Source organism: Mycobacterium florentinum, from assembly GCF_010730355.1.
Taxonomy (GTDB): Bacteria; Actinomycetota; Actinomycetes; order Mycobacteriales; family Mycobacteriaceae; genus Mycobacterium; species Mycobacterium florentinum.
Genome location: NZ_AP022576.1, coordinates 3,810,932 through 3,823,472, shown reverse-complemented (window position 1 = coordinate 3,823,472; position 12,541 = coordinate 3,810,932). Strand labels below are relative to the sequence as shown.

At 67.8% G+C, this 12,541-nt stretch carries 6 protein-coding genes; all 6 read right to left on the bottom strand.

The features are described 5' to 3' along the window. Positions 1 to 75: 75 nt before the first annotated feature. The 6 genes from G6N55_RS18080 to ag85A all read right to left on the bottom strand — a co-directional run bounded on the left by G6N55_RS18080 (position 76) and on the right by ag85A (position 12,445). Positions 76 to 1,647, bottom strand: coding sequence for an acyl-CoA carboxylase subunit beta (locus G6N55_RS18080; protein ID WP_085224765.1), 1,572 nt, complete (start codon positions 1,645 to 1,647; stop codon positions 76 to 78). Continuing rightward, on the bottom strand, positions 1,647 to 6,902 hold the full coding sequence (gene pks13, locus G6N55_RS18075) for a polyketide synthase Pks13 (protein WP_232079073.1): 5,256 nt from the start codon (positions 6,900 to 6,902) through the stop codon (positions 1,647 to 1,649). The genes G6N55_RS18080 and pks13 overlap by 1 nt, the downstream gene beginning before the upstream one ends. A 101-nt stretch (positions 6,903 to 7,003) precedes the next feature. Then, the gene (fadD32, locus tag G6N55_RS18070; protein ID WP_085224761.1) at positions 7,004 to 8,902 is read right to left on the bottom strand and encodes a long-chain-fatty-acid--AMP ligase FadD32; all 1,899 of its coding nucleotides are present in this window, start codon (positions 8,900 to 8,902) and stop codon (positions 7,004 to 7,006) included. Positions 8,903 to 9,215: 313 nt separating this feature from the next. After that, entirely contained in the window at positions 9,216 to 10,226 is a 1,011-nt protein-coding gene (culp6, locus tag G6N55_RS18065) for a carboxylesterase Culp6 (protein ID WP_085224759.1), read from the bottom strand. 127 nt (positions 10,227 to 10,353) lie between these two features. After that, positions 10,354 to 11,250 (bottom strand): esterase family protein, encoded by an 897-nt coding sequence (locus G6N55_RS18060; RefSeq protein ID WP_085224809.1) that lies wholly within the window; start codon positions 11,248 to 11,250, stop codon positions 10,354 to 10,356. Positions 11,251 to 11,410: 160 nt separating this feature from the next. After that, the gene (gene ag85A / locus G6N55_RS18055; protein ID WP_085224757.1) at positions 11,411 to 12,445 is read right to left on the bottom strand and encodes a diacylglycerol acyltransferase/mycolyltransferase Ag85A; all 1,035 of its coding nucleotides are present in this window, start codon (positions 12,443 to 12,445) and stop codon (positions 11,411 to 11,413) included. Between the last annotated feature and the right edge of the window lie 96 nt (positions 12,446 to 12,541).

Genomic DNA, 12,541 nt, shown 5'->3' with positions numbered 1-12,541 from the left:
TTGGACCAGCACAGTTTTCAGAAGCGATGTGCCCCAGGGTTTCCCGGTGCCCGTGGCACGGGTGTGACTTGAAGGCTACAGCGGAAGCAGGCTGTGCTTGCGTCCGACGCGGAACCAGATCTGCTTGTCGCGCAACAGATGTAGCGACTTGCGGATCAGCAGCCGGGTCTGGTGCGGATCGATGACCGCATCGATGAACCCGCGCTCGGCGGCCGTCCACGGGATCGCCATGTTGAGGTTGTAGCCCTCGATGAAGTCCTTCTTGATCTGCTGCGCCTCGGGCGTCGTCGGGTCGGGAAACCGCTTCATCAGCAGCTGGGCGGCGCCCTCGGCGCCGATCACCGCGATGCGCGCGGTGGGCCAGGCGAAATTGAAGTCCGCGGTCAGCTGCCGCGATCCCATCACGGCGTAGGCGCCGCCGTAGGACTTGCGGATCGTGATCGTCACCTTCGGCACGTCGGCTTCCACGACCGCCGAGAGGAACCGGCCGCCGCGCTTGATGATGCCGTTCTTCTCCTGCTCGGCCCCCGGCAGGAAGCCGGGGGTGTCGACGACGAAGATCAGCGGGAGCTCGAAGATGTCGCAGAACCGGATGAACCGGGTGGCCTTGTCGGAGGCCTCGTTGTCGATCGACCCGGCCAGGTGCATCGGCTGGTTCGCGATCACGCCGACCGGACGGCCGTCGACCCGGGCGAACCCGGTGATGATCGCCGGCCCCTGCTGCGCGGCGACTTCGAGAAAATCGCCGTCGTCGAAGATTCGCAGCAGGATCTCGTGCATGTCATAGGCCGCGTTGTCGTTGTCCGGGATGATCGTGTCGAGTTCGAGGTCGGTCGGGGTGATGTCCGGTTCGAGCCCGGGATTGACGACCGGCGGTTTGTCGAAGACGTTGGACGGTAGGAACGACAGGAAGTCGCGGACGTACTGGAACGCCTCGGCCTCGGTGTCGACAACGTGATGAATGTTGCCGTAGCGGGCCTGGATGTCGGCGCCACCCAGCTCGTCGAGCGTGATCTCTTCGCCGGTGACTTCCTTGATCACGTCGGGCCCGGTGACGAAGAAGTAGCCCTGGTCGCGCACCGCGACCAGAAGATCGTCCTGGATCGGCGAATAGACCGCTCCCCCAGCGCATTTGCCGAAAATGAGGGAGATCTGCGGCACTATCCCGGACAGCGCTTCGTGACGGCGGCCCAGCTCGGCATACCAAGCCAGCGAGGTGACCGCGTCCTGGATGCGGGCGCCACCGGAGTCCTGGATTCCGATGATCGGGCAGCCGACCATCGCGCACCATTCCATCAGCCGGGCCACCTTGCGGCCGAACATCTCACCGACGGTGCCCTGGAACACGGTCTGGTCGTGGGAGAACACCCCGACCGGCCGGCCGTCGATCATGGCGTGACCGGTGATGCAGCCGTCGCCGTACAGCGCGTTGGGGTCGTTGGGGGTCTTGGCCAGCGCCCCGACCTCCAGGAAGGTGCCCGGGTCGACCAGTGAATGGATGCGGGACCGGGCGCTCGGGATGCCCTTCGCGTCACGCTTGGCGGCCGCCTTCTCGCCGCCGGGTTCCTTGGCGAGTTCCAGACGAGCCTTCAGCTCGGTGAGCTTCTCAGCGGTCGTGTGTGCGCGCGAAGGTACTTCACCCGTCACTACTTGCCTACCTCACTCGTCCGGCGGTGCTCTGCCTCGACCGTGCCCAACGCCTCGCTCATATGCGCACCGACCTTGGCGATGATCGGCTCGTCGATGGCCTGGATGTGCTCACCACCGATCGGCACGACCTCGAGGTCGGCCACATATTCGCCCCAGCCGCCGTCCGGCTTACGAACGGCGTATCGCGGCTCGAACATGATCGCGTCGTCATGGTAGCGATCGGCCATATAGAGGGTCACATGCCCGTCGTAAGGCTGGATCTCGGCGGTGTCGATCGCCCGGTTGTCCAGGTACGACGTCCGCTGGTGCTCGATGATCCCGGCCGGGATCTGCACCCCGCTCTGGCTGACGGCCTCCAGCACGAACCGGATCTGGCCCTCGTCGTCGAGCTCTTCGAGCTGCTCGTACGGGATCGCCGGAATGGTGACCTGGAAGGTCTTCTCGGCGAAGCGGGCGTAGCGGTCCCAGCGCTTGCGGACCTCCTCCTTGGTCTGCGGGACCTCTTCGCCGGCGCGCACCGCGTCGATCAGACCCACCCAAGCGACGTCCTTGCCCATCTTCTTGAGTCCGATCGCGCAGGCGTAGGCCAGCACCCCGCCCAGCGACCAGCCGGCCAGGATGTAGGGCCCGTCGCCCTGCATCTCGATCAGCTTCGGAACGTATTGCGCCGCACGCTCTTCGATCGAGCCCTCGACCCGCTCCAAGCCGTACATCGGAGTGTCCGCGGGCAGGCGGTTGAGCAGCGGTTCGTACACCACGGTCGAGCCACCGGCCGGGTGGAACACGAACACCGGCACCTTGTCCGAACCCTCGGGACGCGCCCGCAGCGTGCGGACGAACCCGTCCACCACGCCGGCCTCGAGGTACTGGCGGACCTTCTCGGCCAGCGCTTCGATGTTCTCCGAGGTCAGCACGTCCTCGGCGGTGATCGGCCCCTCGGCGCGCTCGGAAAGCCGCTCCGCCATCTTGGCGGCACTGGCGTCGTCCAGCTTGGGCAACGCGTTGAAGATGCCGCCCGGGGACTTGCCCGTGACGATCGCCCAGGTGGCGAAGGTGACCCGCTCGGCGGCGTCGCGCGGCGGCACGTCGGAGTTGAGCGCCTTGGCGACCGCCTCGGAGTTGAGCGCCTCCGCCGCGCCGGCCAGATCCGGCTTGACGCCATTGGCCGAACCATTGCCCGCCGGACCGGACGGATCCGTCGGCGGTGGCGGAATCGGGGCATCCGACGGCGGCGGGGCCGGCACAGGCGTGTCCGAAGCGGGCGGGGTTGCGCCGCTGAGTATTTCGGCCTGCGCCCGGGCGATCTCCTCGGCCGTCTGGGTCTTCTGGACCTCGTGCAGCTGCTCGACCTCGTCGCGGTGCTCGATCGCGTACTCGATCAGCTTCTCGACGTTGTAGAGGTTGGCGTCACGTACCGCCGCCAATTGGATTGGCGGCAGGTCGAAGTCGTACTCGACGCGGTTCTTGATCCGCACCGCCATCAGCGAGTCCAGGCCCAGCTCGATCAGCGGCACCTCCCACGGCAGATCCTCGACGTCGTAGCCCATGGCCGCCGCGACGATCGCGCCCAGCCGATCGGCGATGGTCTCGCCGGACTCCGGCGACCACTTGGTGAAACCGGCCGGCATGTAGCGAGTGGTCAGACTGTCGCCCAGCGTTTCGGCACCGTCCTCCGCGACCGCCTCGTCGGCGACGGGCGCTGCGACCGCGCCGGCGACGGAAGTCCCCGCCGCGATCGCCGTGCCGGCACCAACCGCGGCCGGCAACACCGATTCCGAACCACCCCGGGCGATCAGCGCGTCGTAGACCAGCGTGAACGAATCGTCGATACGGGCGTGCACCTGAACCGCGGCGCCGCCGGGGTGACGCGTCATCGTCGTCACCAACCGGGCACCCAGGCCCGGCACCGCCCGCTGCTCCGCGGCCGTCAGCTGGGCGTCCGGAAGCACCTGGGCCGCGGCGGATCGCACCAGCGCCGCGAGATCGGTCCTCTCCCGGGGCGCGTACTCCCACACATGGCGGCCGTCCGGCAGCGCGACGTGGGCGCCCGGCATCAGCACCGAACCATCGCCACTGAAGTGCGCGTCGAGCCAGTGTTCCTTGCGCTTGAACCGCGTGGGCGGAATCTTGGCGTAGTCCTGCGGGCCGTGGGCGGGGCTGAACATGGTCCGGATGTCCAAGTCGTGGCCGTAGACGTAGAGCTGCGCCATCGTCGAGACCATCGACTCGACCTCGTCCTGCTTGCGGGCCAGCGTCGGGATCAGCTGGGCGTCGTGCAGCCCGGCCGACGCCGTGGTCAGACCCACCTGCATCAGCGCCACCGGGTTGGGCGCCAGCTCCACGAACGTGGTGTGCCCGCTGTCGACGGCGTTGCGGATGCCGTGGGTGAAGTAGACGCTGTGGCGCAGCCCCTTCTTCCAGTAGTCGACGTCGTGGATCGGGTCGGCGCCGGGCTTGATGTAACTGCCCTCGTGCACGGTCGAGTAGATCCCGCACGTCGGGCTCATCGGCTTGATGCCCTGCAGTTCCGCGGCGAGCTCGCCCAGCAGCGGGTCCATCTGCGAGGTGTGGCTGGCGCCCTTGGTCTGGAACTTGCGGGCGAACTTGCCCTCGGATTCCGCGCGGGCGATGATCGCGTCCACCTGCTCGGGCGGGCCGCCGATGACGGTCTGGGTGGGCGCGGCGTAGACGCACACCTCCAGGTCGGGGTAGTCGGAGAACACCGTCTTGATCTCGTCGGCGGAGTACTCCACCAGCGCCATCAGCCGGATGAACTCACCGAACAGCATCGACTCGCCCTCGCCCATCAGGTGCGATCGCGAGCAGATCGCCCGGGTGGCGTCGCGCAGCGACAGGCCGCCGGCGAAGTAGGCCGACGCGGCCTCACCCAGCGACTGGCCCACCACCGCAGCGGGTTTGGCGCCGTGATGCTTGAGCAGCTCGCCCAGCGCGATCTGGATCGCGAAGATGGTGACCTGGGTGGTCTCGATGCCGTAGTCCTGCGAATCGTCGAGGATGAGTTCGAGCACCGAATAGCCGAGCTCGTCCTGCACCAGGGCGTCGACCTTCTCGATCCACTTGGCGAAGACCGGGTCACGCAGGTACAGGCTCTTGCCCATCTTGCGGTGCTGCGCACCGAATCCGGCGAGCACCCACACCGGGCCGTTGGTCACCGGCCCGTCGACACTGAACACGTTCGGCCGCTGCTTGCCCTCGGCGATCGCGCGCAGGCCCTTGATGGCCTCCTCGTGGTCGTGGGCCAGCACCACCGCACGCGAACGGCCGTGGTTGCGCCGCGACAGCGCACGCCCGATCGACTCCAGCGACGACGCCTGGCCCTCCGGGCTTTCCATCCAGTCCGCCAGCTCGGCCGCCGCGGCCTTCTTGCGCGAGGTCAAGAACGCCGACACCGCGAGCGGGATCAGCGGCGTCGTTGGCTCCGAAGCCTGTTGTGCCGCAAGCTCTTCCAGCGCGGCCTCTTTGAGAGCCAGCGCCTCCTCGGTCAGCTCCGGTAGATCGGGCTCGGCGTCGTCGAACACGAACTCGTCGGTGATGATGTTGCCGAAATCGTCGAACTGCAGCGAGCTGACTTCACCCGTGGGCGCCTCGGCCTCGTCGGCTTGCGCGGCCGGGGTGACCTCGGGCTCGGTTGGGCGCTCGTAGTAGTCGCGCGGCAAGACCTCGCGCAGCACCAGGTGCGCGTTGGCCCCGCCGAAGCCGAAGCTCGACACCCCGGCCACCGCGTAGCCGCCGTAGCGCGGCCAATCCGTCGCGGTATCAACGAATTTCAGGTGCATACCGTCGAAATCGATGTACGGGCTGGGCCCGGCGAAGTTGATCGACGGCGGCAGCTTGTTGTACTGCAGCGCCAGCACCACCTTGGCCATGCTGGCGATGCCGGCCGCCGACTCGAGGTGACCGATGTTGGTCTTGATCGCGCCCAGCAGCACCGGCCGGTCGGCGGGGCGGCCCCGGCCGACCACCCGGCCCAGCGCCTCGGCCTCGATCGGGTCACCGAGGATGGTGCCGGTGCCGTGCGCCTCGATGTAGTCGACGTTGCGCGGGTCGATACCGGCGTCCTTGTACGCCCGGCGCAACACCTCGGCCTGCGCGTCCTGGTTGGGCGCGATCAGGCCGTTGGACCGGCCGTCGTGGTTGATGGCGCTACCGGCGATGACGGCCAGGATCTGGTCGCCGTCGCGGCGGGCGTCGTCGACCCGCTTGAGCACCACCATGCCGGCGCCCTCGGAGCGGGTGTAGCCGTCCGCGTCGGCGGAGAAGGACTTGATCCGGCCGTCGGGTGCCAGCACCGCGCCGATCTCGTCGAAACCGAGTGTGACCGCGGGAGTGATCAGCGCGTTGACACCACCGGCCACCGCCACATCGCACTCACGGTTGCGCAGCGCCTGCACCGCTTGATGCGTCGCCACCAACGAACTCGAGCAGGCGGTGTCGACGGCGACCGAGGGGCCCCGGAAGTCATAGAAGTACGACACCCGGTTGGCGATGATCGCGTGGGAGTTACCGGTGATCGCGTAGGGATGCGCGAGGGTCGGGTCCGAGATGGCCAGGAAGCCGTAGTCGGCGTTGGTGAAGCCGACGTAGACGCCGACGGCCTCGCCGCGCAGGCTGGACGCCGGGATGCGCGCGTGCTCGAGCGCCTCCCAGGTCATCTCCAGCGCCATCCGCTGCTGCGGGTCGATGTTGTCCGCTTCGGTCTTGGCGACCGCGAAGAACTCCGAGTCGAAGCCCTTGATGTCCTTGAGATAACCGCCGCGGGTGCGCGCGTTGGCGATGCGCTCGGCCAGCCGGGGCTCTTCGAGGAACTCCGACCAACGCCCTTCGGGCAGGTCGGTGATGGCGTCGCGACCCTCCATCAGCGCCTGCCAGGTTTCGTCCGGGCTGTTCATGTCGCCGGGCAGCCGGGTGGCCAACCCGACGATCGCGATGTCGACGCGCTCGGCCGGGCCGGGGCGGGTCCAGTCGGCGCCGTCGAGGCCCTCGTCGGGGCGTTCGGGTTCGCCCTCGATGATGCGGGTGGCCAGCGATTCGATGGTCGGGTGCTGGAAGGCCACCGCGACCGACAGCGTGACACCGGTCATGTCTTCGATGTCGGCGGCCATGGCCACCGCGTCGCGCGAGGACAGGCCCAGCTCGACCATCGGGATCGACTCGTCGATCGAGTCCGGCGATTGGCCGACGGCTCGGCCCACCCAGTTGCGCAGCCATTCCCGCATCTCGGGGACCGTCATCTCGGTCCGCTTGGCGGGCGCGTCCGCGCCCGGCCCGTCAGCGGCCGCGATTTCAGAGTTTTCGGGCAGGTCAGATTCGGTGTCAGCCATGGTTCCTGAATTCAGTCTGTTTCACGGGCAAAAGCGTCTGGGGATCCGATGCCGCTGCGCAGACTGCCGTCGAGGTAGGCGGCGCGGCAGGCCCGGTGCCCGATCTTGCCGCTGGAAGTACGGGGAATCGTCCCCGACTGGACCAGCAGCAAGTCACGGACGGTGACCCCGTGGCGCACGGCGATGGCCGCGCGGATGTCGTCGGCGATGGGTTGGTAGTCGAGCTTGTGCGTGCCGGCGGCGCGCTCGGCAACGATCACCAGCTGCTCGGAGGTGTCCTCGGGGTCGAACGTGAGCCCGGTGTGCGGGTTGTCGAACACCGCTTGCGGCAGCTGGTTGGCCGGGACCGAGAAGGCGGCGACGTATCCGGTGCGCAGCGCCTTGCTGGCCTCCTGCGCCGAATACTCGAGGTCCTGCGGGTAGTGATTGCGGCCGTCGATGATGACCAGGTCCTTGATCCGGCCCGCTATATAGAGGTGGCCGTTGAAGTAGGTGCCGTAGTCGCCGGTGCGCACCCAGAGCCCGTCGTCGTCGGCACCCTCGGCGTGTGACTCGCTGATCCGAGACTTGAGGATGTTGCGGAAGATCTCGGTGGTCTCGGCTTCCTTGCCCCAGTAGCCGGTGCCCAGGTTCTTACCGTGCAACCAGATCTCGCCGATCTGGCCGTCCGGCAGCTCGCTGGCGGTGTCGGGGTCGACGATGGCCGCCCACTCGTCGACGCCGATCACGCCGGCGGACACCTGCGCGACGGCGTTGGGCGAGTCCGCGGCCACCTCGACGAAGCGCTGGTTGTTCAGCTCTTCGCGGTCGACGTGGATGACGGTGGGCGCCTCGTCCATCGGCGTGGTGGAGACGAACAGCGTCGCCTCGGCCAGACCGTAGGACGGTTTGATCGCGGTCTTGCGCAGACCGTAGGGCTCGAACGCCTCGTAGAACTTGCGCATCGACGCCGGGGACACCGGCTCGCTGCCGTTGAGGATGCCCTTGACGTTGCTGAGGTCCAGCGGTGGTTCACCGTCTTTGGGGACACCGCGCACCGCGGCGTGCTCGAACGCGAAGTTCGGCGCGACGGTGAAGACCTCGCAGTCCGGGCCGTCATCGGGCTTGCGCGCCATCTCCCGGATCCAGCGCCCCGGGCGTCGGACGAACGCGGCCGGCGTCATGAAGGTGAAGTGGTGGCCGAGCACCGGGGACAACAGCGCGGTGATCAGGCCCATGTCGTGGAAGAACGGCAGCCAGGACAGACCGCGGTCGCCGTCCTTGCCTTCCAGGCCGTTGAGCACCTGCAGCACGTTGGTGGGCAGGTTCAGGTGGGTGATCTGCACGCCGGTCGGAGTGCGGGTGGACCCGGAGGTGTACTGCAGGTAGGCGATCGTGTTCTCGTCGGCGTCCGGCTCGACCCAGGTGGCGGCGACCTCGTCGGGCACGGCGTCGACGGCGATGACGCGCGGCCGTTCCTTGGCCGCCCGGGCGCGGATGAACTTGCGAACACCCTCGGCGGCCTCGGTCGTGGTCAGGATCGTCGAGGGCGTGCAATCATCGAGCACGGCGTGCAGGCGGCCGACATGACCCGGCTCGCTGGGGTCGAACAGCGGCACCGCGATCCGGCCCGCATACAGCGCGCCGAAGAAGGCGATGAGGTAGTTCAGGTTCTGCGGGCACAGGATCGCGATCCGGTCGCCGGGCTCGGTGACCTGCTGTAGCCGGGCGCCGACGGCGCGGTTACGGGCGCTGAAGTCGCGCCACACGATGTCGCGATAGACGCCGTCGCGTTCGGTGGAGTAGTCGACGAAGCGGTAGGCCAGCCTGTCGCCGCGCACCTTCGCCCACTTCTCAACGTGCTTGACCAAGTTCGTGTTGTCCGGGAACTTGATTCGGCCGTTCACGATGAACGGGTTGTGGTAGGCCATGCCGCCCTCTCCTGTTACACACTCGCCGGTCAGCTAATCCGGCGGTCCTGGTGTCGGCGTTGCCGACGATGTCCTCTGCGCGGGCCAGCCTCGTACACGGCGCAAACTCGCGCCGCTCCGTCCGAGCTGCTACCCGGCCGGAAACCGCCAAACTCTTATCGCTCTTAGTTTTCTCTTAATGTTAGGCGGCGACGCGCGGCAGACCAAATCTCAAGGTACCGCCGATTGCCCCCGGTGCCGCCTACCTGAGCACTGTGTCCCGTTGCCCAGCTCAGCGCGCGCCCACCGGCATTGTCCGCGGCTGCCCGCGCAGTCACCCGTGCTTGGGGTGTGGCGCGTTCTCGATGAGATTACGCGCCCAGTTCAGGGTCCAATCCGTGGACGTCGCGCCATCCAGATTCCAGAACTGGGGGGTGGCGTACATGGCGTGCACCGGCTGGCCCGCACCTCCGGCCAGCGTGTTGAGTGTATTCGGCAGGTTTGCGACGCTGAACGCCTCGTTCGGGGCGGCACAGATCAGATCGCCGGCCGCGCAGATCTCGTTGGTCTTGCTGTTGAGATCGCCGAAGCCGCCGGGCCGTGCGCCGGTCATCGTCAAACCGAGCCCGGACAGCATCGGCACCTCGTGCAACGTCACCTCGGCGCCCTCGCCCGGCGGGTTGGGGCCGATGTCGTTGCCCACACCCTGCTGGCGGCGGCCGTCGGCGATCAGCGTCACACCCAGGACCAAGTCGTCATCGACTGGCCCGCGGCCGTTGCCGATATCGCTGGCGATGTCCCCCGCGATCACCGCGCCCTGCGAGAAGCCCACCAGCACGTAGCTGGTCAGCGGGCACCTGTTGTTCATGTCGGTCAGCGCCTGGACCGCCGCGCGGGTACCTTCGGCCCGGCTGTCGTTGTAGGACATCTGCTTGACGCCGCCCAGCGGATTGTTGAATTGAGCCGTGTAGGGGACGGTGTACGTCTGCACCCGCGAGGACGGGAACTGCTGGCTGATGGCCACAGTGTCCGGGTGCAGCAACGCATTCGGAAATTGCATCGGGTTGAGCGGATCGTCGGTCGGTGACGACTCCCAGGTGCCGGGAATGACCATCATCTGGACGTCGGGGCAGGAAGCGTCCTGCGAGGCCGGCCGGGGCTTGTGCGGATGCGTCGTCGTCGAGGACGGCGGCAGAATGCCGGGCGGTACCGCGCTGGGCGGCGCTTCGGTGCTGCGCAGCATCGTCACGACGGCCACGATGACCAACAACACGACCCCCGCCATGGAAAGCGCGGCCACCCAGGCGAGGATCCGGCGGCGCTTGCGCTGGGCGTTCGTGGTCATGTTCTCCCGCTAGCAGAGTCGGTAGGTCGCAGCTTGTCACCAGGCAAGCGGCCATGCCGCCCTCTGCTGCTCAATACACGGTACCGGCTCGGCGCGCGCCGTCCGTCCTGCCAGCGGGTCCGCGTGGCTAGCGGATGGCTCCCACGATCTCACCCGACATGGCGCCCAGCTGTCCGGACCACGAGCCCCAGCCGTTGTCGCCGCCACCCGGGAAGTCGAAGTGGCCGTTGTGACCGCCGTCGCTGCGGTACTGCTGGTAGAACATGCGGCTGTTGCCCATCGCCTCACCGGCCTGCCCGATCATCGCGGCCGCATCGCCGCCCATGTTGGTCGGGCTCCAGACCCACACCCGGGTGTTGTTCTGCGCCAGCAACGACGCGTGCACGTACGGGTCGTGCCACTTCCACCGGCCCAGCTGCGGAGCGCCCCACATCCCGTTGCCGTCCACGCCGCCGAACTGCTGCAGCCCGGCCAGGATTGCGCCGTTGGTGGTGGTGTTCGACGGGTACAGGAATCCGGACAGCGAGCCGGCGAAGCCGAAGCGGTCGGGGTGGAAGGCGGCCAGCGCCATCGCGGCGTAGCCACCCTGGGAAGCGCCGACGGCGGCGTGGCCGCCGGGTGCCAGGCCCTTGTTGGCGGCCAGCCAGTCGGGTAGCTCGGCGGACAGGAAGGTGTCCCACTGCTTGCTGCCGTCCTGCTCCCAGTTGGTGTACATGCTCCAGGCGCCACCGGCGGGTGCGACCACGGAGATCCCCTTGCCACCCAGCGTGTTCATCGCGTTGCCCGCGGTCACCCAGTTGCTGACGTCGGGGGCGGCGTTGAAGGCATCCAGCAGATACACGGCGTGCGGGCCACCCGCCAGGAAGGCGACCGGGATATCGCGACCCATGGCGCCGGACGGCACCATCAGTGTCTCGTAGCCCGCCGCTCTGGCCTTGCCGGTGATTCCTGCCGCCACACCGCCGAACCCGAGTGTCAGCGCGGCAACGCAGAGCACCCGCAGAAGCGTTGACAGACCCCGCAAGCTACCCATGTCCACCCTCCATCGTGTAGTCGCTGTGTTTGCACAGTAACCAGGGGCGAGGTCACCCCCACCCGCAGGGTAGTGAATCAGCTCACACCGCAAACGACCAACGGCGGGACCCCGAAGGGTTCCCGCCGTCAATCGTGTTGCTCTGAAGGTGTTACGTGCCCTGGGCCGGGGCAGGCGCCGCGGTGGCCGGGCCGGCGCCCGGGGTAGCGCCCAGCGACGACTGCAGGTCGGGCAGCATCGCATGCAGCTGCGCGCCCCAGTAGGGCCAGTCGTGGGTGCCGTTGGCGTCGAAGTTCCACACCGCGTTGTGGCCACCGGCCGCGTTGTACGCGTCCTGGAACTTCAGGTTGCTGGTCCGCACGAAGCCTTCCAGGAACTTGGCGGGCAGGTTGTCGCCACCGAGGTCGGACGGCTTGCCGTTACCGCAGTACACCCAGATCCGGGTGTTGTTCGCGACCAGCTTGCCAACCTGCAGCGACGGGTCGTTGCGCTGCCATGCCGGGTCGCTGGACGGCCCCCACATGTCCTTGGTCTTGTAGCCACCGGCGTCACCCATGGCCAGGCCGATCAGGGTCGGCCCCATGCCCTGGGACGGGTCCAGCAGCGCCGACAGCGAGCCGGCGTACGGGAACTGCTCCGGGTGGTAGGCGGCGAGGATCAGCGCCGACGAGCCGGCCATCGACAGACCGACGGCCGCGCTGCCGGTCGGCTTGACCTGCTTGTTGGCCGAGAGGTACTGCGGCAGCTCGCTGGTCAGGAAGGTCTCCCACTTGTAAGTGGTGCAGCCGGCCTTACCGCAGGCGGGCGCGTACCAGTCGGAGTAGAAGCTGGACTGGCCACCGACCGGCATCACGACCGCGATGCCCGACTGGTTGTACCACTCGAACGCGGGGGTGTTGATGTCCCAGCCGTTGAAGTCGTCCTGAGCGCGCATGCCGTCAAGCAGGTACAGCGCGGGCGCGTTGGCGCCGCCGCTCTGGAACTGGATCTTGATGTCGCGGCCCATTGCGGCCGACGGAACCTGCAGGTACTCCACCGGCAGACCCGGGCGGGAGAACGCCCCTGCGGTCGCCGGGCCCCCCACAACGCCGATCAGACCCGACAGCAGAGCCGCACCTGCGGCACCCACCACGAGCCGACGTGGCATGCGTGCCACGGCGCCGCGAAACCTGTCAACAAGCGTCATTCTTACTTCCTCATCCTTTCGGCGCGTCCTTCAGCAGGGCGCGTCGTTGATTGGGGTCGTACTGCATGCGATCTCGGCGCAGCAGTGCTCATGTAG